Raw genomic sequence first — 25,670 nt, 5'->3', positions numbered from 1 at the left:
GCCAGGACCACGACCGGCCAGAACTCGCCCCCCGACCGCGATTCGCGACTCGCGCAACCGCCGACCCGCAAGCGGCGACCCGCGCGGCGGCCAGGACCACGACCGGCCAGAACTCGCCCCCCGACCGCGATTTGCGACCCGCGCAACCGCCGACCCGCGAGCCGCGACCCGAGCGGCCAGGGCCTACGGCCGGCCAGGCCTTGCTACCCCCGACCGCGATTCGCCTCTCGCGGAGCCCCCGACCCGCAAGCGGGGCCCGCGAGCCGCGACCCGCGAGACGGCCAGGGCCCACGATCGGCCAGGACTCGCCACCTACGATCGGCCAGGACCCGCGACCGTCGACCGGACGAAGCGAATGCCGCCACCCTCGCCCCGCCACCCTCGCCTGCGGCCCCGCCTATCCCCCCGCCCCGACCCGCGCCCCGAACCAGTCTCCCCGTCCGCTCGCGCACCCGCCGGAGCGAGCGCGCGACAGGGGCGGCATGGGTGCACGGTGGGGGCGCACGAGTTGCGTCGCCGACGGCGAAGGCCGACCCTTGAGGCGTACCAGCATCACTGAGGGTTCATCGACGGTCGCGTTCCGGATCGGTTCCGTCGTGCGGTCCGGCCCGCCCGCCGGACCGGGACGGGCGCGTACCGCGCCACGTATCTGCATCAGGCTAGCCCTACTTCTTCAGGGAGTCGCAGCCGTGATCAGCCGAGTGAACAAGCACTGCACCGTCGAGCTCCAAGCCCTGCCGCAGCGGATCCGGCAGGTGCGCAGAATCGTCTCTGCGCAGTTGCGTTACTGGCATCTCGATCCGCTCATCGATCCTGCCGCGCTCGGCGTCACCGAGCTCCTCACCAACGTCCACCAGCACGCGGAACCGGACAAGCGGTGCACGGTCGAGATCTCCCTCATGCTCGACCGGCTCACCGTGTCCGTACGTGACCACGACCCCCGGCTGCCGCGCGTCGGCGCTCCGGACGAGACCAGCACCCACGGGCGCGGCCTCGCCCTGGTCGCGGCGCTCAGCGCCGGGTGGGGTGTGCAGCCGCGGCACGACGGGGGGAAGGCCGTGTGGTTCACCCTCCTCGTGCCGGCCTCCACCCTCGCCGCCGACCCGTGGCGCGACCGCGGCGCCGAGCCGACGGTGACGTTCGAACGGGCGACGGCCTCCCTGACGTCCCTCGGCGCCGCGGCCTTCAACGAGCCCGCGGCCCTGCACCCGGCGGGCGCTGGGGCCGTGCCGGCGGTGGCGCGGGCGCATTCGGCGGTGTGAGGAAGTGCTGAGGTGACCGGTGTCGGCGACTGGCTGCCTCGCTTCCGTAGGGACGCTATATTGCCGCTATGGCGACGACGACGATCCAGGTCTCCCGGGCGACACGCGACCGCCTCGCGGAGCTGGCGAAGGAACAAGGGCTGAGTATCGGCCAGTTGGTGGAGCAACTGGCCGATCAGCAGTTGACCGCCGCTCAGCGGGCTGAGCGGGTGGCGGCCGATAGGGAGGTCATCCGCAGTCTGTTCGGCGTGGACATCAGCGACGAGGAATTCGAGGAGGCCCCGGACGTCCTCGGCAACATCTACAAGATCGCTGCGGAGAAGGTCCGGGCCGCCGCGCGGGGTACGGCCGCGTGATCGTCCTCGACACGGGCGCCGTAGTGGCGCTCGCGCGGGGGCACAAGGCGTTGCACCTGCTGGCAGGCAACGTCGCCAAGTCGCGGGGAGACCGGTTGGTGGTTCCTGCCACGTGCCTGATGCAAGCGGAGTCGGTCGACGACATCTCCCGGCATGCCCTCGCCCTTTCCGCTGTTTCCGTCGACGACTTGGACGCCGTCGCGGCGGTCACGGTGGGGACGATGATCCGCGACGGTTACGGCGGCCCGGACGTGTGTCACGCCCTGTACTGCGCGATGCCGCGGGCCGAGTTCGCGGGCATGTCCATCCTGCTCACCGACCGGGAGAGGGCGTACCCCCCGGGCGTGATCACGGTCGACATCGATTCCCCCGGGATGCTCGGTTTCTTCTGAACCGGCCGGGGTGCTGGGCTGAGGGCGGCCGCCCCCCGCCCTCAGCCCAGCACCCCCAGCGGATCGTCCAGCACCGGCTGCCACGCCGCCTCCGCCGCGCCGACGAGGCTGTTGTGGTCGAGGGTGGCGGGGAGGATGGGGACGCTGCCGCTGCGGCCCCACAGGCTGCGGTCGGCGACGACGGCGCGCAGGCGGTCCGGGTCGGCCGCGAGGAGCTCGCGGTGGAGGCCGCCGAGGACGATGCGGTCGGGGTTGAGGATGTTGACGAGGCCGGCGAGGCCCAGGCCGAGGCGGTCGGCGATCAGTTCGGCGGCCTCGCGGACGGACGGGTCGTCGTAGGAGCTCCGGAGCAGCTCGGTGGCCTGGTGCAGCAGGGAACTGTCCGGGCCCGGTGTGCGGCCTGCGGCGGTGAGGAAGGCCGCCGGGTCGGCTTCGACATCGAGGCAGCCGCGGCTGCCGCAGTGGCAGGGCAGCCCGGCCGGGTTGACCGTCAGGTGGCCGACTTCCAGGGCCAGGCCCGAACTGCCGCTGTGCAGGCGCCCGTCGAGTACCAGCGCGCCGCCGACGCCGCGGTGGCCGGTGGCCACGCAGAGCAGGTGCCGGGCGCCGCGGCCGGCGCCGTGGCGGTGTTCGGCGAGGGCGGCGAGGTTGACGTCGTTGCCGGCCACGCCGGTGACGGGGAGGCCGCCCGGGCCCAGGACGCCCGCCTTGGCCAGGGCCTCGGTGAACAGCGTGCGGACCGGCGCGCCGGCGGGCCAGGAGAGGTGCAGTGGGTTGAGGGCGGTGCCCTCCGGCTCGGCCACCGCCGACGGGACGGCGAGCCCGGCGCCCAGGCAGCGCCGGCCGGTCTCGCGCAGCAGCCCGGCGCCCGCCTCCACGACGGCGTCGATGATGCGCGCGGGATCGGCGGGAACCGTCATACAGCCGGGCGCCGTGGCGACCATCCGCCCGCCGAGACCGACGAGCGCGGCCCGGAAGCCGTCCGCGTGGATCTGTGCCGCCAGCACCACCGGGCCGTCGGGCGCGACGGACAGCCGGTGCGAGGGGCGGCCCTGCGACCCGGAGGACGCCGTCGGGCGGGCGTCCACCCGGATCAGTCCGAGCGCCTCCAGTTCCGCGGCGACCGCGCCGGCGGTGGCGCGGGTCACGCCGAGTTCGGCGGTGAGGACGGCGCGCGTGGGGGCGCGCCCGGTGTGGACGAGCTCCAGGGCGGGGCCGAGGGCGGCGCGGCCGCGCTCCAAACGTGTTGTCCGAGTCTGGGTCACGCCCCTATTCTGACTTTGTGCCGACGCTAAACAAAATACGGACGGCCCTTCGGGGGGACCAGCGTGTCATCCCGGCCGATCCGTCGCTCCGCCGCCTCCGTACCGCCCTCACCGTCTTCTTCGCCCTCGACGGCTTCCTCTTCGCCGGCTGGGTGGTCCGCATCCCGTCGATCAAGGAGCGCACCGGCGCCTCCGCCGGTGCGCTCGGCCTCGCCCTGCTGGGCGTCTCGGCCGGTGCCGTCGCCGTCATGATGCTGACGGGGCGGCTGTGCCGGCGCTTCGGCAGCCACCCCGTCACCGTCGTCACGGCCGCCGTCCTGGCCCTCGGCATCGCCCTGCCGCCCTTCGCCCGGTCCGCGCCCGCCCTCGGGCTCGTCCTCCTCGTCTTCGGCGCCGCCTACGGCGGCATCAACGTCGCCATGAACAGCGCGGCCGTCGACCTCGTCACCGCCCTGCGCCGGCCGGTGATGCCCAGCTTCCACGCCGCCTACAGCGTCGGCGGCATGCTCGGCGCGGGGCTCGGCGGGCTGGTCGCCGGACGGCTTCCGGTGACCCACCACCTCCTGATGCTGACCGCCGTCGGGCTCCTCGTCACCGCCGTCGCCGGCCGGGCGCTGCTCGCCCACCCGGCGCCCTGCCCGCCCGAGAGGATCGCTCCCGCCCCGGACGGCGCGTCGAAGCGACCGGTGGCGGAGCGGCCGGTGGCAGAGCGGGTGGCGTCGGAGCGGCCGGGCTCGAAGCGCCCCGCGCCGCCCGTGCGGGGGCGCGGCCTCGTCGTCCTCTTCGGTGTCATCGCCCTCTGCTCCTCGTATGGCGAGGGGGCCCTCGCCGACTGGGGAGCCCTCCACCTCCAGCAGGACGTCGGCGCGGGCGCGGGTGTCGCGGCCGTCGGGTACTCCGTGTTCGCCCTGGCCATGACCGTGGGCCGGCTGTCCGGCACCGCTCTGCTCGAACGGCTCGGCCAGACCCGGACCCTCGTCGCGGGCGGGGCGACCGCCGCCGCGGGCATGCTCCTCGCCTCCCTCACCCCGGCTCTGTGGGCGGTGTTCGCCGGATTCGCCCTGACCGGACTCGGGCTCGCCAACATCTTTCCCGTCGCCATCGGGCGTGCGGGTGAGCTGACCGGGCCCGGGGGTGTCGCCGCGGCGTCGACGTTCGGGTACGGCGGCATGCTGCTCGGGCCGCCGGCCATCGGGCTGCTCGCGGACCGCTTCTCGTTGCCCACCGCCCTCACGACGGTCGCCGGGCTGGCCGCCATGGCGGCCCTGATCAGTGGCGTTACGCGGCGGTGGACGCGGCGCGCCTGACGGCGAGGGGGGAGCCCCGGTCCCTCCCTCGGAGGGGGCACCCCCATCTCGCCGTTTCCCGGGACCGCGCCCCAGATCCCGCTGATCGCGGCTCCGCCGCTCGTCCTCAAGCGCCGGACGGGCCGGAGTCAGCCAGTCCGGCGCTTCGGGGTGCCGGAGCCGCCCCCCCCCGCGAGAAACGGTGAGTCCATGGCAGGGTGGCTCGACGGAAACCGCCTGCCTCCGGAGGATGAACAACAGCGATGGCACCCCCTGGCTGGCTCTGCGCCGGCCCGCGCTGGAGCGCGGACGGTCCGGCTCTGCTGTGGCTCCACCCCGAGCACGGTGAGCGCCGCTCCCCGCTCCCCGCGGGTCGGCCGCTCGCCTTCGTCACCGGTGCGCGGCGGTACTGCGTCGGCGTCCGGCGCGCCGGACGGTACACCCCGTGCCCCGCCGGTGCCGTCGTACCGGTCGGCGCGGTTTCCGCCCGGTGCCCGGAGTGCGCGCGACTGGACCGCTCCCACTCCGTCGCGGCCGATACGATCGCCGACGACCCGCGGCCGTACGACGTCTACCTGGCCTGGTTCGCCCCCGGGCTGGTCAAGGCGGGCATCACGGCCACGGAGCGCCAGGGCGTCCGGCTGCTCGAACAGGCCGCCCTCTCCTACGTCCTGCTCGGCCGCGGCCCGCTGATGGCGGCCCGGCGGACGGAGGCCGTGCTCGGTGCCGCGCTGGGCGTCCCGGACCGCTTCCCGTACGCCGCCAAGCGCGCGGCGCGCCACCCCGCGGCACCGCAGGACGAACGCGCCGCCGAACTCGCCGCGCTCCACGGGCGTGCCCGCGGCCTCCCGGGCTTGCCGGAGTCGCTGGACGTGCTGCCCTGCGCGCCCGTCCACCACGACCACGCCTTCCGCCTGGACCGCCTGGGCCGGCCCGGCTCCCGCCCCGGCGTCGTGGACCTCTCACCCGGGTGCGCGGTCGTCGGGCACGTCCTCGCCGTGGCGGGCCCCGACGTGTATCTGGAGACGACGGACGGCCGGCCGGTCCTGGTCGACGCGCGGCGGCTGGCGGGCTGGGCGGCGGAGGCCGCGCCGGCCGGGGCGCGGACCACGGCGACGGTCCGAGCCCCGGAACAAGGCGGTCCGGAGGGGCTGTTCTGACCCGCGGGGCGGTCCGGCGCCCGCAGCCGGGCGGGAACCCGCTCGACCGGGGCGTCTTCCGGCGGAGATGATCAGGCATGGAATTCCTCTGCTACCACCGCGACCGCCCCGGCTCCCGGCCGCTCCGCGACGGGCTGCTGGCGCGGCACCGGTCCTATATGGACCGGTACGCGCGGGAGATGATCGCCCGAGGTCCGACCTTCGCCGAAGACGGCGAGACCTGTACCGGCAGCCTGCACATCCTCGACCTGCCCGGCCCTTCCGCCGCCCGCGCGTTCGCCGTCGACGAGCCGAACCAGCAGGCCGGCGTCCACCGGGACGTACTGCTGCGACGGTGGCGCAACGCCCTGGGGCGCACCATGTGGGACTTCCGCGGCGGCCGGAGCGGCGGCGACCGGTTCTTCGTGCTCGGCCTCGACGAAGGCCCGGCCGCCGACCTCGCCCTGCCGTCCTGCCGGGACGAGTTGATCGCGTACGGTCCGCTGCTCTCCGACGACGGCACCGCCTGGCTGGGAACGGCGGCCCTGCTCCGGGCGCCGGACGCGGAGGCGGCACGCGCCGTCCTGACACCGGACCGGTACGCCTGCGTCGAGGTGCACGACTGGGAGTTCGGGGGGCGGCCCGAGGACGACCGGTGACGCCCCGGCCTGGCGGTACCGGGTCGGTGGTCGAGCGGTGCCGGTACGTCGATGGCCGGGCGGTGCCGGTACGTCGGCGATCCGGACCCCCGGTTCAAACTCCACGGTCCGGGCCCCACGGTCCGGGCGTCAACGATCGTCCTCGGGCCGGCCGGCCGGAGCCGCGGGGGCCGAACCCGCCTGCCCGAGCGGTCGCGTGGTGCGGCGGTCGCCCCGCGGTGCCGGCGGGGAGCCGCCGTCGCGGCGGGTGTCAGGCCGCCGGTTCCCCGAGCGTCTCGCGCCGCCGGGTGCGGAACCGCGGGCCGCGCAGGAGTTCGCGCGCCGACGGGCCGCCGAGCAGGCACCACAGGGCGATGACCGGGTCGCAGATCGCGCACCCGAGCGACGAGGTGTGCGCGAACGGGACGATGGGGTTGCCCTTGATGTGGTGCACGACGTCCCACGCCGTGTGCAGCAGCCAGCCGACGCCGACGAACGTCCAGGAATCCAGGGCGCGGTACGCGACGTACGTGGCCAGCGCGGCGAACGCGAACTCCCAGCCGCCCATCCCGCCGCCGCTGAGGTAGGCGGCGCCCGCCCCGGCGACCATGACGGCGTTGAGCCGCAGCCGGTGGGCCTCCCCGACGAGGGACATCACCAGCGCGTAGAGAAGGCCGATGCCGACGGGTGCGATGTACTGCAGATACTGCATGGGAGTGCCTTCCGTGGTGGGTGCGGGGTACGGCGCGGGCGGGCGGTGACGGGGGAAACCGGCGGCACCGCGCCGTACGGATCACACGGTAGGAAGGCCGGCCCGCAGGCCACAGGGGCATTGCCGACAGGTTCCGACGGATTACCGCCGCGCCGTCCCGACGCGGGCGGAGGTACCGTCCGTGCATGCACACGGTCGCCGTCCTCGCCCTCCCGCGCGTGATCCCGTTCGACCTCTCCACCGCGGTGGAGACGTTCGGCCGGGTCCGGCTGCCCGACGGAAGCCCCGGCTACGCGATACGCGTGTGCGCCGAGCGGCCGGAGGTCGACGCGGGGCAGTTCACCCTGCGGGCGCCCTGGGGGCTGGACGGGCTGCGCGGCGCGGACACGGTCGTCGTGCCCGGCACCGCCGACCCGACGGCGCCGCTCGGCGCGGCCGTCCGCACCGCGCTGCGCCGGGCCGCCGACGACGGCGCGCGCGTCGCCTCCCTCTGCTCGGGTGCCTTCGTGCTGGCCGCCGCGGGGCTGCTGGACGGGCTGCGGGCGACGACGCACTGGCTGGCCGCCGGGCGGCTCGCCGCCGACCACCCGACGGTCGTCGTCGACCCGGACGTCCTCTACGTCGACAACGGGCGGATCCTCACCTCGGCGGGCGCGGCGGCCGGCCTGGACCTGTGTCTGCACATGGTCCGCCGCGACCACGGGTCCGCGGTGGCCGCCGACGCCGCCCGGTTCTCCGTGATGCCGCTGGAACGGGAGGGCGGCCAGGCGCAGTTCATCGTCCACGACCACACGCCCGTCCCGGCGGGCTCCGCGCTGGAGCCCCTGCTGGGCTGGCTGGGGGACAACCTCGCCCGGCCGCTCACCGTGGACGACATCGCCGCCCGGGCCGGCGTCAGCGCCCGGACGCTGACCCGGCGCTTCCGGGAGCAGACCGGCACCACACCGCTCCAGTGGCTGCACCGCGCCCGGATTCGCCGGGCCCAGCAGCTTCTGGAGACCACCGTCCGGTCCGTCGAACACATCGGCGCGGAGGTCGGGTTCGGCTCGCCGACCGCCTTCCGCGACCGCTTCCGCCGCACCACGGGCGTCAGCCCCCGCGCCTACCGCCGCGCCTTCGCCGGGGAGCCGGCCCGGTGAGACGCCGCCGGTCCGGTGGGAACCGGTCCGGTGCGGCGGCGGTCCGGCGCGGCGCCAGGCCGGCCCGGGCCGGGGCCGCGACGGTGACGCGGTTCAGACCCGGCCACGCACCACCCTGACCTCCGCCACGCCCAGGAGCCCCGCCAGCGGCACCTCGGCCCTGGTCTGCCGCAGGTCCACGGTGAGGCCGTCGGCGCGCACCCGGTCCAGCAGCGACTCGGCCAGCGGCATCACCATGTGCCGGCCCCAGCAGCGTTCCGAGACGTGGCCGAACGGCAGGTAGCCCGGGTGGTCGTCCGGGTCCAGGCCGTCCCAGCGCTCGGGGCGGAACACCTCGGGGTCGTCCCAGAGGGCCGGGTCGCGGTGGCTGAGCAGCGGCAGCAGCAGGACGTCGTCGGACCGGCCGATCCGCGCGTCCAGGGCCGGGTACTCGGGGGAGGCGTGACGCAGGATGTTCCACGACGGGGGCAGCAGCCGCAGCGCCTCGTACAGGATGTTCCGGTTCGGCGTCCCCTCGGCGAACGGGGCGCCCAGCCACAGCGCGTTGGCGACGAGCGTGGAGACGGTGAAGCAGACGGGGGCCGCCGCGCGCCGGTACAGGCCCATGGCGTGACGGCGGCCCTGGTACCCGTCGGCGCGGGCGGTCAGGCCGGCGATGGCGGAGAGGCGAGTCCCCGGCCGGGGGCGGCCGGGGAGGGCGGCGCCGGCGGCGATGACCGTCCAGGTCAGCTTGGGCGTCAACTCCAGGTTGCGGTCCATGAGGACGCGCAGCCGGTACGGGTCGGGGCCGAGGACGAGGTCGCGCAGGAAGACGTGGCCGACGTGCGGCCAGGGGCCGGTGAGGTCGAGGTCCGCCGGGACCGGGCGGCGCAGGGCGGCGCGGACGTCGCGGCCGATGGCCTGCATGACGGTCGACGCCTCGGTGCGCGGGATGGACCGGCCGTGCAGGGGTTTGAACGTCGGGCGCTCGCGCTCGCCGGCCGGTCTGGCGGCCAGGATCCGGTCCGTCAGCGCCGGACCGGCGACGCCGACGGTGGTGGGGTCCAGACGGAAGAGGTCCTCGCCGAGGTGGCCGTCGAGGAGGGCCTGGAGCCGTGGGGCGAAAACGGTGGTGCGGGTGCGGGTGCGAGTGCCGGTGCCGGAGAGGGACAAGGGGGGCCTCCACAAGCGGAAGGCCCGCGCCCGGCGGTGGCGGAGCTCCGCCACCGCCGGGCGCGGGCCGCGGACGGAACGCGCCTACTGCGGCTGCGCGTTCGGGCGGACGGACCCTTCCGGCCTAGTACCAGTGGTACCAGGCGTACGCCTTCAGGCTCTTCTCCGGCGTCAGCTTGTCCTTGAGGGCGAACAGGAGCTTCACAACAGACCTCCCAAGTGGGGAAACGGTTCGGGTCGTGATCGCGATCATGCTCGTGCGGTGGTGCGTCCGGCCGTGCACGGGAACGGACTTCGTGTAGGAGTTCGTTTCCGTGTACTGCCGGGAAAAGTGAAGCTTGGAGGGAAAGACGTTGTCAATGGGTCGGTTTTCCGACATGGTCGCATTGGGCGGAACCGGTGGGCGGGACGGTGTCGATGCGCACATGGGACGAATCCGTCGAAAGGTAGACTCGTCGGGCACCGCGTTCCGAGAGGTCTCCCCATGCACACCGTCCGTTTCGAACTCGCTCACGCCGGCTCCGGCCGCGGCCGACTCCGGGTACGGACCTCGCACACCTGGACGGGGATCGTGCCCGGCTTCGGGCGCGTGGAGCTGGTCTGCCCCGCGGAGGAGGACCTGACCAGGGAGACGCTGACCACCTGGGTGACAGGGGAGGGGATCACCCCCACCAGCTTCACCGGTGTCGGCTTCCGGGGCCGGCCGCGCATGGCACGCATGAAACTGACCTCCGGCGGACGGGCGGCCCGGCTCAACCGCCGTCACCTCGCCGTCTCGGCCGCCCGGCGCGCCCTGCGCATTCGGATCGCCGGGCGCGACTACCGCTACCGGGCGCTCGCCGGCCGCCGGCACGAGCTGCGGCGGGACGGTGCCGTCGTCACCGTCGGACGGTCGGCGGAACGGCACCCGCGGGCCCTCACCGGCGAGGGCCGGGGGACGTGCGACGGCATGGACATCGGCCTGGCGCTGCTGCTGGAGGGCGTGTACACCCGCAACCTCACCTTCGGCGGGGCGCTGTACTCCTGGCCCGGCCGCTTCCTGACGCGGGTGGAGATCCCGGACTTCTGACGGGCGGACGGGCGGACGGGCGGGTGGAGGGACGGGCGGACACCCGTACTTACGCGGGGCCGCCGCTCGGACACCCCTCCGCCCACCCGTCACGGCAGCGTCGGCAGGTCCTCCGCGTACAGCAGGGTCAGGTCGTCCTTGCTCGGATGCGTCAACTGGGCCACCCGGCCCGCGTGGCGCTCCACCATGGCCTCGAACGTCTGGCGGGCCGTACGGCCGTTGCCGAAGGCCGGGCCGCGGGGAACCGAGCCGAAGTACCGGAGGAGGGCCTCGGCCGCGCCCTCGCCGATGCGGTACTCGTGCTCCTCCGCCTGCTGTTCGACGATCCGCAGCAGCTCCTCGGGCGCGTAGTCGCCGAAGGTGATCGTGCGCGAGAAGCGGGACGCCACCCCGGGGTTGACGGTCAGGAAGCGCTCCATCTCGGCGGTGTAGCCGGCGACGATCACCACCACCGCCTCCCGGTGGTCCTCCATCAGCTTCACCAGTGTGTCGATGGCCTCCCGGCCGAAGTCCCGCCCCGAGTCCTCCGGGGCGAGCGCGTACGCCTCGTCGATGAACAGGACGCCGCCCCGGGCCCGTTCGAACGCCTCCTGGGTGCGGATGGCCGTCGAGCCGATGTGCTCGCCCACCAGGTCGACCCGGGAGACCTCCACCAGGTGGCCGCGCTCCAGGACGCCCAGCGAGGCCAGGATCTCGCCGTACAGCCGGGCCACCGTCGTCTTGCCGGTGCCGGGGGAGCCGGTGAAGACCAGGTGCCGGCGGACCGAGGCGGCCTTCAGGCCCGCCTCCTGCCGGCGGCGGCCGACCTCGATCATGTCGGTGAGCGCGCGGACCTCCTTCTTCACGCTCTCCAGGCCCACCAGCGCGTCCAGTTCGCCGAGCACGGCCGTCGGCGGCCGGACCGGTGCCGCGTCCGGCCGCGACACCGACGCCGCGGCAGCGGGAGCGGACGGAGCGGCGGGTGGCGGCACGACGGGAGCGTGCGCCGGGGGAGTCGGCCGCGAGCGGTCCGCCCCGGTCGGGGCGGGAACCGCCGGGGCCGGGACGCGCAGCGGCACCGGCTCGTCGCTCGTGCAGCCCTCGCTCAGCGGACCCGGACCGCCGCCCTCCGGGTGTCCGGCACCGTCCGCGAACTCGTAACCGCCGCGCGTACAGCGCTCCGTGTGGCACCGGGTCAGCGTGGCCCGGCACCCGTCGATGACGTGGAAGCCGTAGCCGCCGCTCCCCGACACCCGGCAGTGCCGGAACGTGCCCCGGCCCTCGGCCGACACGTAGAACCCCGCCTCCAGCGGCGAAGTCACCGAACAGTCCTCGAAGGTGGGGTCCGCGCCCTTGGTGACGATCACGCCCGTGGCCGTCGCGTCCACGGCGCAGCCCGTCAGCGTTCCGCCGCTGCCGTGGTCCCGGAACCAGGCGCCGGTCGTCGCCTCCCGGATCCGGCAGTCGTCCAGCCGGGCGGTCGCCCCGCCGCTCACCGACACCGCCGTCCCGCGGATGCGCGCCAGATCGCTGTCCGTGACCTCCGCGCACGAGCCGCGGTCCAGGACGAACAGCGCGTCCGGCACGTCGTGCACCCGGCAGGAGGAGAGGACGGCCGTGGCGCCGTCACTCACCCACACCGCCGGGTAGTCGCCCGTGCTGTCCTGGAGTTCGCAGCCGACGGCCTCCGCCCGGGTGCCCGGATCCCACACCGACAGCCCGTTCCGCCCGAACCGGCGCACCGTGGACCGGGCCATCGTCAGCACCGAACGCGCCCTCAGGTCCACGGCGTTCTCGGGGACGTCGTGGATGTCGCAGTCGTCCAGCGCCAGTACGGCCCCGGTGTCCAGCGTCACGCCGTCCGCCGTCACCCGGTGCACCCGGCAGTCGGAGAGCCGGCCGGCCGCCCGCTCCGCCATCCGCACGCCGGCACCCCGGATCTCGTAGACCTCGCAGCCCACCGCCTCCAGCGTGCTGGCCTCGCCCGTCACCGACAGTCCGGCGCCCCGCGCGTGGTGCACCTTGCAGCGTTCCAGGCGCGGGCCGCCGCCGCCGTGCACGGATACGCCCGACTGCCCGGCCGCCAGCACCTCGCAGTCCTCGAAGATCCCGCCGGCCCGGTCCAGCACCGCCACGCCGACGCCCGCCGCGTTGTCGACCGCGCAGTGGCGCACCGTCGGCCGCGCGCCCCCGCGCACCTCGATGCCCACGGACGAACGCGTCACCACCCGCAGCCCGACGAGCTCCGGCGCGCCCCCGTCCACCAGCAGCGCGGGCACCGCCGCGTCCTGCCCCTCCACCTGGAGGTCCCGCAGGACCGCCGCCGACCGTACGGTGAGCGCCACGCCCTCCGGCGGGGCGATCCGCACCGAACCGGGCGCCCCGTCGGCCCCCCGCAGGGTGACCGAGCGGGTCACCACCAGGTTCTCCCGGTAGGTGCCGGGCGCGACGGACAGCACGTCGCCGTCCGCCGCCGCCTCCAGGGCCGCCGCGAGCGATACGTACTCCCCGGTGCGCCGCCGCCAACGCGACGGGCCGCCGTGCGTCACCTGGACCGAGCCCTGTGCCATGGTGCTGTCGCGCCCCCACCTCGTGCGTCTGCCGCCCGGGACGGATGTGCCGCCCGGGGCCGATGCGTACCGGCCGCTCCACCGTAGCGTGCGCGGGACACGGGAGTTGACCGTCCGGGCACCGCTCAGCTCCCCGCGTCGGCCCGGCCCCAGGTGTGCCCGGCCCGCTCCCAGGCGCGGTCCCACCGCTCGTACCGCCGCCGGGTGACCCGCCACATGACCAGGCGGCGCAGCCCGTGCACCGCGCCCGCCGCGGCCACGGCGGCGCCGGCACCGGCCAGCGCGGCGTGGACGGACGCCGTGGTGCCGTCCAGCGGCCGGCCCGCCAGTCGTCCCCGGTCGTCCGTCCAGAGCGGGAACCGGCGGCCGGGCGCCTCGGCGCCCCTGAGCGGTACGAGGCCGGTGCGCCGGCCGCCGTCCGGGCGGGGCCAGCGGGCCAGGATCCGGTGGTAGCCGTCCCGTCCCGGCACCCCCTCGCGGTCCCCGGCGGCGCCGGGCACCGGCTCCGGGCGCAGGGCGACCGCGGTCACCAGGTGACGGTGGGCCCGCTGTTCACGGGCCGTCTGCCGGAGCACCGCGTGGGCGGACGTGCCGGCCAGCAGCCCGGTCAGCGGTCCGACGACGAGCATCAGGAGCACCGCGGCCACCGCGATCCAGTTCTCCAGGACATCGGTGGGACGGCGCAGCGGGTTGCGCCGCCAGCGCCAGGCGGACCGCCGGGCCCAGGCCCGCATCCGGGACGTCGCGTTCATGAAGCTCACCCCCCTGCGTCTCATTACCTCACAACAGGCGGCGCATGCGGGAACACCCGACGTGGAGGGCGGAATCACTCCCGGCGGACGTCCGGGGGCCGCGCGTTGACGCGCCGGGGCGCACGGCGGCGCGCCGGCGCACGGGGGTTGAGGGGAGGGGAGAAACGGGGGCGTCGGGGTTTTCGGGCGCGGCCCGGTTCGCTCCGGTTTCGTGCCGTTCGCGGGGGCCGGGGGCCTTCCGGCCCGGCGTCCGGTGGTTCAGCCGAGGACCTCGAACGGGTCGCCGGCCCGCAGCACTCCGGGGTGCTCGGGGATGAGGTTCTGCCCGAAGACGAGTCCGGTCGCACCGCGCCGGTGACGGGCCAGGGTGTGCAGCGGCTCCCGGCCGCGCGCGGCCGTGCGCTGGTCGGTGGTGGTGACGACACAGCGTCCGCAGGGTTTGACGACCCGGAAGGTCACCTCGCCCAGTCGTACGCGGTGCCAGTCGTCCTCGTCCCACGGGGCGGTACCGCCGACCACCACGTTCGGGCGGAAGCGGTCCATCGGCAGCGGTCCCTCGTCCGGATGGTCGCCCCGGGCGATCAGCGCGTTGAGCGCCGCGAGCGACGCGGCGGAGGCGAGCAGCAGCGGGAAGCCGTCGGCGAACCCGACCCGGTCTCCCGGGCGCCCGTACCGGAGGTCGACCGGGCGCCGGACCGCCGGATCGTCCATGTGCACCAACCGGGCCCCGACACCGAGGAAGGCGGTCAGCCAGGCGTCCGCCTCGGGGCCCGCGGGCACCGCCTCGACCTTGTCCCGGAACACCTCGACGGTGACCGTGCCCCGCCGCGCGGGGTCGGGCACCGGCGCTTCCAGGGGCGCGATCCCCGGTCCGGTGATCCGCACCCCGCCCCCGGGCAGCCCGCGGGCGGCCCCCAACGCCAGCCGCGGGTGCTGCCGTTGGGTGAGGAACCGGCCGTCGGGCGTGGTCACCATCCACCGCCGGTCCCCGGCGAGCCCCCACGGCTCCACGGCCGCCTCCCCGGGAGAGCTCCCCGCCATCGACTTCACCGGGTGGACGTGGATCGACAGCAGGGTGGGCGAAGAACCGGAAGAGGCAGCCATGCGGCCATCCTGCCCGGCCGGACCGGGCGCGCACCCGCGGATACCGGGCGCGCACCCGCGGATACCGGGCGCGCACCCGCGGACGTCCGCGCGGTGCGTCCGCCCCGGGCGCGCCCCGGTCCGTCCCCCCTCGGCGCCGCCGGCCTTCCGTGCCGTCCGGGACCGCCCGTGCCGCCCCGCCCTCGTCGTCGGTCAGTAACCGCCGCCGGGGCCGGAGTACGGGCGCTGCTGGTACGGGTCCTCGTACGGTCCGGGCTGGCCCTGCTGCTGCGCCGCCGGGCCGGGAGCCGGACGCGGCGCCACCGGGCGCATCGCGTCGTAGCCCGCCGGGCCACCGGGCGTGGGCGGACGCTGCTGGTACTGCTGCGGGCCGGGGTAACCGCGCGGCGCCGAGGCCTGCTGCGGGATGTAGGGCGCCGGGGCCTGCTGGAGGCCGCCCTGCTGCGGGCCGCCGTGCCCGTACTGCGGGGGCTGCGGGGCGTACCCGCTCTGCAGCGGCTGCGGCACCTGCGCGGCCACCGGACCGGGGCCGTGGCCCGAGGGGCCCGAGGGCAGGGCGGGCAGCGCGGGGAGCTGACTCCCGCCGTCGAAAGGCGCCGACACCCGGATCGGGGCGATCTGCGGGGTGCCCCGCTCGGCGACGAGGCTGTCGTAGATAGGGGTGTCCGGGAACGACGACGCGGAGTAGTAACCGCTGCCGTAGGCACTGCGGGGGGAGGTCATAGCCCTTAAGTTAAGCCCACGATGTGCCGGTTGGGGAGTCAGGTACCCGGGTTGGTTCCGGAGGCCCCTGCGGCGCCGACGACCAATCGGGGCGAAGGCGGAGAATTCGGGGACCACGGTACGTTGGACCGGTGTAAGAGACCGGATCGTTCGGGGCCCGACCAGGGGCCCGTCCGGGAATCGCGCTACAGGGGTGGCAGATGGGGATGCTGAAGGGCACCAATGTCCGGATTCCGGCACCGGCGGTGCGGATAGAACTGGGCTGGCGGACCGGCCCCGGCGTACCCGACGTGGACGCCTCCGCGCTGCTCCTCACCGGCGGCCGGGTCCGCTCCGACGCGGACTTCGTCTTCTACAACCAGGCCGTGCACACCTCCGGCGCGGTACGGCACGAGGGCAAGGTGCCGGCGGCCGGCGCGGTGACCGACACCCTGGCCGTCGACCTGACCTCGGTCGAGCCCGAGGTGGAGACCGTGGTGCTCGCGGCCTCCGCCGACGGCGGCACGTTCGGGCAGGTGCCGGGACTGTACGTGCGGGTCTTCGACGCCGCGGGCGGCGCGGAGCTGGCGCGCTTCGACAGCGAGGACGCGACGGTCGAGACCGCCTTCGTACTCGGCGAGCTCTACCGGCGCCAGGGGGAGTGGAAGTTCCGGGCCGTCGGCCAGGGGTACGACAGAGGGCTCGCCGGGCTCGCGTCGGACTTCGGCATCTCGGTGGACGATCCGGAGCCCGCGCCCGCGCCCCCGCCCGCCCCCGCCGCGCCGCCGGCCCCGGCGTCCGCCCCCGTGGCTCCGCCCGTCCCCGCCGCCCGGCCCGCTGAGGCGCCGGAGTCCGCGGCCCCCGCCGCCCGGGCCGTGAACCTGACCAAGGTCACGCTCACCAAGGAGGCCCCGTCCGTCTCGCTGACCAAGCAGGGCGGCACCTCCGGCGCGCTGCGCGTCAACCTCAACTGGCAGATGCGGCAGCAGGAGCCGGCCAAGGGCGGCGGCTGGGGCCGCCGGCTCACCCGGGCCCTCCAGGGAGACCTGGACCTCGACCTCGGCTGCCTCTTCGAGCTCAAGGACGGGACGAAGGGCGTCGTCCAGGCCCTCGGCAACTCCTTCGGTTCGCTGCAACGGCCGCCCTACATCCACCTCGACGGCGACGACCGCACCGGCGCGGCGGCCCAGGGCGAGAACCTCACCGTCAACCTCGACCACAGCCGTGACTTCCGGCGCATCCTCGTCTTCGTCACGATCTACCAGGGGGCGACCAGCTTCGCGGGCCTCCACGCCACGGTCACCCTCCAGCCGCAGCACGGCGCGCCCATCGACTTCTCGCTCGACGAGTGCACCGTGCCGTCCAACGTCTGCGCGCTGGCGCTCATCACGAACAACGGCGGCGACCTCGTCGTCCAGCGCGAGGCCCGCTACCTGGTCCCCGACCGGGGCGTCAGCCCGCAGCGCACGCTGGACCGCGCCTACGGGTGGGGCATGAACTGGACGCCCGGCCGGAAGTGATGCCGGGCGTCCGCGTGCGGGGCCTCAGGGCTCCCGGGGCGCGGCCTCGGGGCGGGCGTACGTCCGCCCCTTCCAGGCCGCGCCGCGGCCCCGGTAGTGCTGGACCGCCGAGTCGACCGTCATCAGCAGGTACAGCGCGGCGGTGAACGGGAGCAGCGGCGCGAGCCACGGCGGCTGCCGGTAGTAGCGCAGCATCGGCAGGTACGTGCCCGTCATCACCGCCCACGCCGCCGCCCCGGCGGCCAGAAGCGGGGCGTCCCCGGTGACGGCGCCCGCCACCGCGGCCGTCGGCGGGGCGAGGTAGACCACGGCCAGCCCCGCCACCGTGGCGAGCAGCAGCAGCGGCTGGTAGAGGAGTTGCGCATAGGCGCTGCGCGACACCATCCGCCACAACTGTCCCAGGCGGGGGTAGGGACGGATGCTGTCCACCCGTTCGGCGAGACCCAGCCAGATCCGACCGCCGCCGCGCTTGACCGCCCGCGCCAGCGTCACGTCGTCGATCACCGCGTGCCGGATGGCGTCCGGGATCCCGGCCCGTTCCGCCGCCTCCCGGCGCAGCAGGACACAGCCGCCGGCGGCCGCGGCCGTCCGGCCGCCGGGCCGGTTGACCCAGCGGAACGGGTAGAGCTGCGAGAAGAAGTACACGAAGGCGGGAACGATCAGCCGCTCCCACGGGGTGACCACCCGCAGCCGGGCCATCTGCGACACCAGGTCCAGGTCGGCCGCCCGGGCCGCCTCGACCAGCGCGCGCAGGCTGCCGGGGGCGTGCGCGATGTCGGCGTCGGTCAGCAGCAGGTACTCGGCGTCGGTGCGGGCGCGGGCCAGCGCCATGCCGTGCCGGACGGCCCACAGCTTCCCGGTCCAGTCGGGCCCGGGCTCGCCGGGGGAGTCGACGGTCAGCGGCAGCCCGCCGTGACCGGCCGCCAGCGAGCGGGCCAGGTCACCGGTGCCGTCCGTGCTGCCGTCGTCGACCAGGAACACCTCGGCCCGGCCCGGATAATCCTGCGCCAGCAGCGACGGCAGGCTCTCCGGGAGCACTTCCGCCTCGTCCCGGGCCGGCACCACGATCGCCACGGAGGGCCAGCCGTGCGGTAGGCCGCCGTCGGATGGCCCGTCGTCGGATGGCCCGCCGTCAGGTGGGCCGTTCTCTTCCCGCGGCTCGCTCCCCAGTGGCCGGCTGCCCGACGGGCCGCCGTCCGGTGGGCGTACGCGGGTGCGGCCGTCCGGCAGGCGCACGTCCGTGCGCCAGAAGAAGCCCTGGCCCAGCAGCAGCCACAGCCACGCGGCCAGGGAACCGACGGAGATCCATGTCAGCGCGTTCACCCGTCGCAGTCTGCCCCACGGGCCGCCCGGGCCGGGGTGCCCGGAGCGGGGGAGTCGGGGAGGAGTCAGGGGGAGTCGGGGGACGAGCCGTGGCGGAGACGCGGAGGAGTCGGGGCGAAACGGGCGGCGAAACGGGCGAGGGGGGCGGGCTTCGGACACCGTCCGCCGTCCCCGGTGGGCCGTTCGCCACCCCCCGGCGAGCCGTCCGCCGTTCCCTCCGCGAGCCGTCGGCCGTTCCCCCACCTACCCGTGTGCCGCCCATCCATTAAAGTGACCGGGTGAAGATCGCGCTTATGGACTCCGGCAACGGCCTCCTCGCGGCGGCGGCCGCCGTGCACCGGTTGCGGCCCGACGCCGATCTGGTCCTCTCCTCCGACCCCGCCTCCATGCCCTGGGGCCCGCAGGCTCCGCAGGACATCATCGAACGCGCCCTGCGCTGTGCCCGCGCGGCCGCGGCGTACCGGCCGGACGCCCTGATCATCGCCTGCAACACCGCGTCGGTCCACGCGCTCGCCGCCATCCGGGCCGAGCTGGAGCCCGGCCTCCCGGTGATCGGCACCGTGCCCGCGATCAAGCCGGCCGCGGCCGGCGGCGGGCCGGTGGCCATCTGGGCCACCCCGGCCACCACCGGCAGCCCCTACCAGCGCGGCCTGATCCGGGACTTCGCGGCCGGCGTCGAGGTCACCGAGGTGGCCTGCCCCGGGCTCGCCGACGCGATCCAGTGGGCCGACGACGCGGCCGTCGAGGCCGCCATCGCCTCGGCGGCGGACCGCACCCCGCGCGACGTCCGCGCCGTCGTCCTCGGCTGCACCCACTACGAGCTGGTCGCCGAGCGCATCCGCGCCGCCGTCCAGCCGCCCGCCGGGCCGCCCCTGGTCCTGCACGCCTCGGCCGGTGCGGTGGCCGCCCAGGCGCTGCGCCGGATCGGCGCCGGCCCGGCGCCGGACGCGGAGCCGACGGGGCGCCTGACGGTGCTGCTCGGAGGGCGCGAAGACGTCCTCGACGCGGCTTCGCTGAGCTACCCGGAGGGCCGCGCCCTGACGACCGTGGGGGCGGGCCGCCCGTAGGGAATGCGCGGTGCTCCCCTGGGGCATCCCTGGGGGGAGTACCGGGTGAGCACCAGGGGGACGCCCTTGGGGGACGGCGGCCCGGCGAGTCCGGGCCGTCCCCGTGGAGACCCCTGCCGCCGGGGCGGAACCTCGGTACGCTGCCTGGTATGAGGGACCAGCCGAAGGCCCCGAAGGGCCACGACAAGGGTCACGATCAGGGGCGCGAGCAGGGGTACGGGGACGGCGAGCCCGCCGTCTGGACGGGCCGCGCCACCAACCGTGTGCAGTGGCTGCTGGCCGCCGCCGGAGCCGCCTGCATGGCGCTGGGCATCGACCTGGCCGTCGCCCACCCCTGGACCTCAGGCGTCATCCCGCTCGTGATGTCCGTCGTCGGCTGTGTCGCCGCCGGTCTGCTCATGCTCTACGGGACGATCGCGTTCGTGCACGTGGCGGTGCGGGTCGACCAGGAGACCCTGGAGGTCCGCTGCGGCCACATCGGGCTGCCGCGGACCCGTATCCCCCTCGCCCAGGTGGTCGACGCGGTGTTCGCGCCCCGGGTCACCCCCCGCCAGTGGGGCGGCTGGGGTTACCGCTGGCGGCCGGAGCAGGGGACGGCGGTCGTGGTGCGCCGGGGCGAGGGCTTCGTGGTCCGGCTCGGCGACGGCCGCTCGTTCACGGTCACGGTGGACGACGCGGAGGCCGCCGTGCGGGTGATCCGCGACCGTCTCGGCCTCGCCGGCGGGCGACCCGCTTCCGTCTGAGACACCCCTCCTCCGGACCCCTCAGGGCGTTCCCCGGATCTGAATGCCCCCGTCGTGTGACGTGTGCCGGGCGCCCGGGCCCGCCGCCGCATGACGCACCGGCCGTCGGAGGCCAGTTCACAGTACGCGAGTTCCAGCGTTCGAAGAAAAACGCGGAAACAAATTCGGCCACTCCCCGGCCGTGTCACTTGAAGTCCCCGACCTCCGCTCTATCCGGAATCCGTTTGCTTTGCTAACGTGTGGGGTGCGTATTCTTCCGAGCGCAGTCGGGAGTCGTTGAGGATGCACCGCAAAAGCATATGATCGACCGCTCGATCCCACGTCAGTGAGTGCGGCTTTTCCCGCCGGGTGACAACCCGCGGGAAGAGCATTCTGACGAACCGGACGGCGGGGGTGCCGCGGCCTCTGATCGCCTCTGTCGATCAGGATGAAGCCCGAGGTCAGGACGGCAGCCGTCCCTATCGCATTGCGCACTGTCAAACCCTCCGGGCCTTATGCCCACCTCGGTTCAGGGAGCTTATTCTCGCCTGTTCGAGCTGAATGCAGGGACGCGCATGAAAGCTTTTCGGGTCACTCGCGAGTTTCCTCTCGCATTGCGACTGCTACTGATCAACCAGTTTGGCATCGACATCGGGTTCTATATCCTCGTGCCATTTCTCGCGGCATATCTGGGACAGGAACTCGGAATGTCCGACGCGCTCGTCGGCCTCGTGCTCGGCGTGCGCAACCTCGGCCAGCAGGGCCTGTTCCTCCTCGGCGGCTCGGCCGCCGACCGGCTGGGCCCGCGCGCGGTCATCATCACCGGATGCGCGCTGCGCACACTGGGCTTCTCGCTCTTCGCCTTCGGCACCACGCTGCCGGTCGTCCTCGGGGCCTCGCTGCTCAACGGACTGGCCGCCGGCCTCTTCTATCCCTCGGCCCGGGCCTACGTCGCCCTGGAGGCGGGTGACCGCAAGGCGGAGGCGTTCGCCCTGCTCAACGTCTACGCGACCATCGGCTCACTGATCGGCCTGCTTCTCGGCAGCGTGCTGATCCGCGCCGACTTCCGGATCTGCGCCGTGGCCGCAGCCGCCGTCTACGCGCTGCTGACCATCGTCCAGGCCATGGTCATCCCCGACCGGCCGGCCCCCGCCGCCGACCGCAGCACCGTGCTCGGCGACTGGCTGGAGGTCTTCGGCAACCGCCGGTTCCTGCTGTTCTCCCTCGCCACGACCGGCATGTTCACCGTGGAGAACCAACTCTGCCTGCTGCTGCCCGCCGGGGCGAAACAGGCGTCCGGCTGGGAGGGGGCCGCCGGGGTGCTGCTCGGGGCCGGAGCCGCCGTCAACCTCTTCCAGATGCCCATCACCCGGGCCCTGGAACGGCACGGCGGCGGCAGCCGGTGGGTCGGCGGCGGGCTCGTCCTCATGGGCCTGGGCTTCGTCCCCCCGCTGCTGATCTGCACCGACGGTCCCCCCGACGGGCTGCGGGAGGTCGTGCCACGGATGACGATCATGCTGATCGGATCGCTGCTGCTCTTCGTCGGCACCATGGTCGCCCACCCCGCCGTACTGGAGATGATCCCCCGGTTCGGGCGCGAGACGCTCGCCGGCACCTACTTCGGACTGTTCTACGTCTTCGCCGGGTTGACCGCCGCCGGCGGCAACGCCGTCGTCGGCTGGACGATGGACATCGGCAAACAATACGAGTGCCCGTGGCTGCCCTGGATCGGCTGCGTCGCCTTCGGACTCTCCTCCGCCCTGGCCGTCACCCTCCTCTACCGCACCAGGCTGCTCCCGGACCGCCCGGCGGCCTCCGCGATGGAGGGCACCGTCATCCCGTCCGGACTGCCCGAGCGAGGCGGCGCGGTGGCCGCGGAAGCCACCTCCGGCCCGGCCGGACCGACGGGCGAGAGCGTCGGGCGCTGGGACGCGGGCCTCTTCGGCCGCACCCGGCTCCCGGGCCCGAGCCGCCCGGCCCGGGCGGCGGACGAGACACGGGAGAAGCCACCGCGATGAGAGGCGCCCGGGCGGCGCGCCGGTGGTGTCGGGGGTGGGGGTGGGTGGGCGGTTGGGGCGGGTGCTCGTGGGGGAGGGGGTGTCTTTTACGGGTGCTCGTAGGGGTGGGGCCCGGCCCTGTGGGCCGGGCCCTGCCTGCGGGGGCGGGCCTTGTCCGTGGGGGGCGGGCCCGGTACTTGCGGGGCGGCCCTTGCCCCAGCGGGTGGGGCTTTGTTCCTGTGGAGCGGGCCTTGTACCTGCGGGTCGGGCCTTGTCCCCGTGGGTGGGGCTTTGCCGCTGTGGGCCGGGCCTCGCCCCTGTGGGTCGGGCCCTGCCTCTGCAGGTAGGGCCCGATCTCTGCGGGTAGGGCCTGGTGTCCGCGCCCACCGGAGCGGCGTCGGGGCCCACCGGAGCGGTCCGCGCCCACCGGTACCCCACCCGGTAGCCCCCCGGTATACGGGCCGCCTTGCGCGGGCAGGCGGAGCGCCGCAAGGTCGAGACGAGGAGACCCGGTACTGCCCCGGTGCCACCCCGTCGTCGTCGCCCCGGCGCGCGGCCGGGCGGAGGCGGGGGCGCCGAGCCGCCGTCGGGTGCCCGATGAAGGCACCGGCACCGGCACCGGTACGGGTCGCCGAGCCGCCGCAGAGGAAGGACGCCCATGCCCATCGCCACGGTGAACCCCGCGACCGGCGAGACCCTCAAGACGTTCGAGGCCCTGACCCCGGACGGGATCGAGCGCCGGGTGGCCGCCGCGGCCGCCGCGTTCCGCCACCACCGGACCCGGGACTTCGCCGAGCGGTCCCGGCTCCTCCGCCGCGCCGCCGACCTCCTGGAGGAGGACGCGGACGACATCGCCCGCACCATGACCCTCGAAATGGGCAAGCCGCTCGCCGCCGCCCGCGCGGAGGCGGCCAAGTGCGTCAAGGCGATGCGCTGGTACGCCGAGCACGCCGAGGCCCTGCTCGCCGACGAGCACCCGCCGGACGACGCGGTCGCCGACTCGGGCGCGTCGGCCGTCCGCGTCCACCACCGCCCGCTGGGCCCCGTCCTGGCCGTGATGCCGTGGAACTTCCCGCTCTGGCAGGTGATCCGGTTCGCCGCCCCCGCGCTCATGGCCGGCAACGTCGGGCTGCTCAAGCACGCCTCCAACGTGCCGCAGACGGCCCTGTACCTGGAAGACCTCTTCCGCCGGGCCGGCTACCCTGAAGGCTGCTTCCAGACGCTGCTCATGGGATCCGGCGCCGTCGAGTCCGTCCTGCGCGATCCCCGGGTGGCCGCCGCCACTCTCACCGGCAGCGAACCGGCGGGCCGCTCGGTCGCGGCCGTCGCGGGCGACGAGATCAAGAAAACGGTCCTGGAACTGGGTGGTAGCGACCCGTACGTGGTCATGCCCTCCGCCGACCTGGCCCGTGCCGTACGGACGGCGGTGACGGCCCGCGTGCAGAACAACGGCCAGTCCTGCATCGCCGCCAAGCGCTTCATCGTCCACGCGGACGTCTACGAGACGTTCCTGGAACGCTTCACCGCCCGCATGGACGCCCTGACCGTCGGCGATCCGCTGGACGAGGCCACCGACGTCGGTCCGCTCGCCACCGAGCAGGGCCGCGCGGACGTCGAGGAACTGGTCGACGACGCGGTGCGACTGGGCGCGACGGCCCGCTGCGGCGGCGGCCGGCCCGCCCTGCCGGGGAAACTGGCCGACGGCTGGTTCTACGAACCGACCGTGCTCAGCGACGTCACCCCGGAAATGCGGATCCACCGCGAGGAGGCGTTCGGCCCGGTGGCCACCGTCTACCGCGTCGCGGACCTCGACGAGGCGGTGGAGGTGGCCAACGACTCGCCGTTCGGCCTCAGTTCCAATGTCTGGACCCGGGACGAGGACGAACAGCGGCGCTTCGTGCGCGACGTGGAGGCGGGCGGCGTCTTCTTCAACGGCATGACCGCCTCCCACCCGGCCTTCCCCTTCGGCGGCGTCAAACGCTCCGGGTACGGCCGTGAGCTCGCGGGGCAGGGCATCCGCGAGTTCTGCAACGTCACCACGGTGTGGTACGGAGCGGACCCGGGCGCGGACGGCTGAACCGGCGCCGGCTCAGCACCCCCAGCGCAGGGCGGCCGTCCGCACGGGCGCGTCCCACCACCGCAGCATCTCGTCGTCCACCTGACACAGCGTCACCGAGGCGCCGGCCATGTCCAGGGAGGTGACGTAGTTCCCCACCAGCGTCCGGGCCACCGGCACCCCGCGCTCGCGCAGCACCCGGTGCACCTCCGCCGCGAACCCGTACAGCTCCAACAGCGGTGTTCCACCCGCCCCGTTGACCAGGACCAGTACCGGACCGGTGGGGTGCAGGTCGTCCAGCACCGCGTGGACGGCGTAGTCCGCGATCTCCCCGGACGTCATCATGGCCCGGCGCTCCCGGCCCGGCTCCCCGTGGATCCCCACCCCGAGCTCCAGCTCACCGTCCGGCAGGTCGAAGGTGGGACCGCCCTTGCTCGGTGTGGCACACGCCGACAGCGCGACCCCGAAGCTCCGCGACGCCTCGTTCACCCGCCGCGCGACCGCCTCCACACGCGCCAGCGGCGCCCCCGCCTCGGCCACCGCACCGGCGATCTTCTCCACGAACAGCGTGGCCCCCGTACCCCGGCGTCCGGCCGTGTGCGTGCTGTCGGTCACCGCGACATCGTCGTTGACGAGCACACTGGCCACCTGGATGCCCTCGTCCTCGGCGAGCTCGGCGGCCATGTTGAAGTTCAGGACGTCACCGGTGTAGTTCTTCACGACGAACAGCACACCGGCCCCACTGTCCACGGCAGCCGCCGCCCGCACCATCTGGTCAGGCACGGGACTCGTGAAGATCTCCCCAGGGCACGCGGCATCCAACATCCCCGGCCCCACGAACCCCCCATGCAACGGCTCATGCCCCGACCCACCCCCCGACACCAGCCCCACCTTCCCCGCCACCGGCGCGTCCCTCCGCCGCACGACCCGCCCCTCGACATCCACGGAGAGCTCGGGGTGAACGGCGGCCATCCCCCGCAACGCGTCGGCGACGACGGACTCGGGAACGTTGATCAACATTTTCACAGGGGGCTCCTTCGGTGACGGGCGGTTAGGTCTCTGACCTACATTTCCGCAGGTCAGGTGAGGTGACAAAAGTGATTGATCTTGGCGGACTCTGGCGGCTGTTCACGGTCTGTGGCGGTACTGATGCTGACCTAATGCTGACTTTTCTGATGGGCCATCAGTTGCTGCGGCTTGTCACTGAGCGTAATAGAGGCACGGTAGCCAAGAGTGACAGCAGGTGGAAGCCGACTGAAGTGGCTCGCATCGTGCGTGCCGACTGGTTGTGGCAGCCATCCGTTCTTCGAAGGCCGGTCGGGTCACAGAACCTCGCCCAGTGTCGTTGCGGCTGAGGTCATGCGGTCGCGCTGGTCGACCCCAGCCGGATCGAGCCCCGTGGGGATGCCCGTGCCGCGTGTCGGGACCGGCATGGGGACGCGGACGAGCTGACCGGGTACGGACGATG

General features: G+C 74.4%; 23 protein-coding genes. 13 read left to right on the top strand and 10 right to left on the bottom strand.

The features are described from left to right. The first annotated feature begins 689 nt into the window (after positions 1-689). The 3 genes from ACZ6X9_RS33210 to ACZ6X9_RS33200 all read left to right on the top strand — a co-directional run bounded on the left by ACZ6X9_RS33210 (position 690) and on the right by ACZ6X9_RS33200 (position 2,010). Complete coding sequence (locus ACZ6X9_RS33210; protein WP_469781768.1) at positions 690-1,262, top strand: ATP-binding protein; 573 nt, start codon at positions 690-692, stop codon at positions 1,260-1,262. Positions 1,263-1,330: 68 nt separating this feature from the next. Further along, positions 1,331-1,618 (top strand): hypothetical protein, encoded by a 288-nt coding sequence (locus ACZ6X9_RS33205; protein ID WP_469781767.1) that lies wholly within the window; start codon positions 1,331-1,333, stop codon positions 1,616-1,618. Beyond that, positions 1,615-2,010, top strand: a complete 396-nt coding sequence (locus ACZ6X9_RS33200; protein WP_469781766.1) for a PIN domain-containing protein — start codon at positions 1,615-1,617, stop codon at positions 2,008-2,010. Before ACZ6X9_RS33205 ends, ACZ6X9_RS33200 begins: the two co-directional genes overlap by 4 nt. 41 nt (positions 2,011-2,051) lie before the next feature. On the opposite strand, the gene ACZ6X9_RS33195 is transcribed toward ACZ6X9_RS33200, so the two are convergent. After that, the gene (locus tag ACZ6X9_RS33195; RefSeq protein ID WP_469781765.1) at positions 2,052-3,275 is read right to left on the bottom strand and encodes an ROK family protein; all 1,224 of its coding nucleotides are present in this window, start codon (positions 3,273-3,275) and stop codon (positions 2,052-2,054) included. A 17-nt stretch (positions 3,276-3,292) separates the two neighbouring features. Between ACZ6X9_RS33195 and ACZ6X9_RS33190 the strand changes: the two genes are divergently transcribed. The 3 genes from ACZ6X9_RS33190 (at position 3,293) to ACZ6X9_RS33180 (ending at position 6,359) form a co-directional block, all read left to right on the top strand. Beyond that, positions 3,293-4,582 (top strand): MFS transporter, encoded by a 1,290-nt coding sequence (locus ACZ6X9_RS33190; protein WP_469781764.1) that lies wholly within the window; start codon positions 3,293-3,295, stop codon positions 4,580-4,582. 242 nt (positions 4,583-4,824) lie between these two features. Further along, the gene (locus ACZ6X9_RS33185) at positions 4,825-5,721 is read left to right on the top strand and encodes a DUF2797 domain-containing protein (RefSeq protein ID WP_469781763.1); all 897 of its coding nucleotides are present in this window, start codon (positions 4,825-4,827) and stop codon (positions 5,719-5,721) included. Positions 5,722-5,798: 77 nt separating this feature from the next. Continuing rightward, the gene (locus ACZ6X9_RS33180) at positions 5,799-6,359 is read left to right on the top strand and encodes a YciI family protein (RefSeq protein WP_469781762.1); all 561 of its coding nucleotides are present in this window, start codon (positions 5,799-5,801) and stop codon (positions 6,357-6,359) included. Between the two features lie 250 nt (positions 6,360-6,609). On the opposite strand, the gene ACZ6X9_RS33175 is transcribed toward ACZ6X9_RS33180, so the two are convergent. After that, on the bottom strand, positions 6,610-7,050 hold the full coding sequence (locus ACZ6X9_RS33175) for a DUF6010 family protein (protein ID WP_469781761.1): 441 nt from the start codon (positions 7,048-7,050) through the stop codon (positions 6,610-6,612). Between the two features lie 185 nt (positions 7,051-7,235). Between ACZ6X9_RS33175 and ACZ6X9_RS33170 the strand changes: the two genes are divergently transcribed. Further along, positions 7,236-8,189, top strand: coding sequence for a GlxA family transcriptional regulator (locus ACZ6X9_RS33170; protein ID WP_469781760.1), 954 nt, complete (start codon positions 7,236-7,238; stop codon positions 8,187-8,189). 93 nt (positions 8,190-8,282) lie between these two features. Here the strand turns inward: ACZ6X9_RS33170 and ACZ6X9_RS33165 are convergent, their stop codons facing one another. Both ACZ6X9_RS33165 and ACZ6X9_RS33160 read right to left on the bottom strand, forming a co-directional pair. Beyond that, positions 8,283-9,341, bottom strand: a complete 1,059-nt coding sequence (locus ACZ6X9_RS33165) for a cytochrome P450 (protein ID WP_469781759.1) — start codon at positions 9,339-9,341, stop codon at positions 8,283-8,285. A gap of 124 nt (positions 9,342-9,465) precedes the next feature. After that, positions 9,466-9,594, bottom strand: coding sequence for a tryptorubin family RiPP precursor (locus ACZ6X9_RS33160; RefSeq protein ID WP_469781758.1), 129 nt, complete (start codon positions 9,592-9,594; stop codon positions 9,466-9,468). A 231-nt stretch (positions 9,595-9,825) separates the two neighbouring features. Between ACZ6X9_RS33160 and ACZ6X9_RS33155 the strand changes: the two genes are divergently transcribed. Beyond that, on the top strand, positions 9,826-10,410 hold the full coding sequence (locus tag ACZ6X9_RS33155; RefSeq protein WP_469781757.1) for a hypothetical protein: 585 nt from the start codon (positions 9,826-9,828) through the stop codon (positions 10,408-10,410). Positions 10,411-10,499: 89 nt separating this feature from the next. On the opposite strand, the gene ACZ6X9_RS33150 is transcribed toward ACZ6X9_RS33155, so the two are convergent. From ACZ6X9_RS33150 to ACZ6X9_RS33135, 4 genes are all read right to left on the bottom strand, one after another. After that, the gene (locus ACZ6X9_RS33150; RefSeq protein WP_469781756.1) at positions 10,500-12,959 is read right to left on the bottom strand and encodes a right-handed parallel beta-helix repeat-containing protein; all 2,460 of its coding nucleotides are present in this window, start codon (positions 12,957-12,959) and stop codon (positions 10,500-10,502) included. Between the two features lie 125 nt (positions 12,960-13,084). Next, a complete protein-coding gene (locus ACZ6X9_RS33145; RefSeq protein WP_469781755.1) occupies positions 13,085-13,711 on the bottom strand; it encodes an Rv1733c family protein in 627 nt (208 codons plus the stop codon). 258 nt (positions 13,712-13,969) lie between these two features. Next, on the bottom strand, positions 13,970-14,815 hold the full coding sequence (locus tag ACZ6X9_RS33140; RefSeq protein ID WP_469781754.1) for an MOSC domain-containing protein: 846 nt from the start codon (positions 14,813-14,815) through the stop codon (positions 13,970-13,972). Positions 14,816-15,007: 192 nt separating this feature from the next. Beyond that, positions 15,008-15,538 (bottom strand): DUF6643 family protein, encoded by a 531-nt coding sequence (locus ACZ6X9_RS33135; RefSeq protein ID WP_469781753.1) that lies wholly within the window; start codon positions 15,536-15,538, stop codon positions 15,008-15,010. Positions 15,539-15,738: 200 nt separating this feature from the next. Here ACZ6X9_RS33135 and ACZ6X9_RS33130 point away from each other — a divergent pair, with 200 nt between their 5' ends. Next, positions 15,739-17,037, top strand: coding sequence for a TerD family protein (locus tag ACZ6X9_RS33130; protein WP_469781752.1), 1,299 nt, complete (start codon positions 15,739-15,741; stop codon positions 17,035-17,037). Positions 17,038-17,061: 24 nt separating this feature from the next. Here the strand turns inward: ACZ6X9_RS33130 and ACZ6X9_RS33125 are convergent, their stop codons facing one another. Further along, on the bottom strand, positions 17,062-18,360 hold the full coding sequence (locus tag ACZ6X9_RS33125) for a glycosyltransferase (protein ID WP_469781751.1): 1,299 nt from the start codon (positions 18,358-18,360) through the stop codon (positions 17,062-17,064). Between the two features lie 278 nt (positions 18,361-18,638). On the opposite strand from ACZ6X9_RS33125, the gene ACZ6X9_RS33120 reads away from it, so the two are divergent. From ACZ6X9_RS33120 to ACZ6X9_RS33105, 4 genes are all read left to right on the top strand, one after another. Then, a complete protein-coding gene (locus ACZ6X9_RS33120) occupies positions 18,639-19,427 on the top strand; it encodes a glutamate racemase (protein ID WP_469781750.1) in 789 nt (262 codons plus the stop codon). A gap of 149 nt (positions 19,428-19,576) precedes the next feature. After that, positions 19,577-20,170, top strand: a complete 594-nt coding sequence (locus ACZ6X9_RS33115; RefSeq protein WP_469781749.1) for a hypothetical protein — start codon at positions 19,577-19,579, stop codon at positions 20,168-20,170. Positions 20,171-20,763: 593 nt separating this feature from the next. Then, the gene (locus ACZ6X9_RS33110) at positions 20,764-22,167 is read left to right on the top strand and encodes an MFS transporter (RefSeq protein WP_469781748.1); all 1,404 of its coding nucleotides are present in this window, start codon (positions 20,764-20,766) and stop codon (positions 22,165-22,167) included. Positions 22,168-22,804: 637 nt separating this feature from the next. Further along, positions 22,805-24,223, top strand: a complete 1,419-nt coding sequence (locus ACZ6X9_RS33105) for an NADP-dependent succinic semialdehyde dehydrogenase (protein ID WP_469781747.1) — start codon at positions 22,805-22,807, stop codon at positions 24,221-24,223. Positions 24,224-24,235: 12 nt separating this feature from the next. Here the strand turns inward: ACZ6X9_RS33105 and dhaK are convergent, their stop codons facing one another. Continuing rightward, positions 24,236-25,228 carry a dihydroxyacetone kinase subunit DhaK gene (gene dhaK / locus ACZ6X9_RS33100; protein ID WP_469781746.1) on the bottom strand — a complete coding sequence of 331 codons (993 nt, stop codon included), beginning with the start codon at positions 25,226-25,228 and terminating at the stop codon, positions 24,236-24,238. Positions 25,229-25,670: the final 442 nt, after the last annotated feature.

The sequence above is a fragment of the Streptomyces sp. NPDC052910 genome (assembly GCF_055585605.1).
Note: the sequence above shows the minus strand (reverse complement) of the source record. Positions and strands in the feature narration are given on the sequence as shown.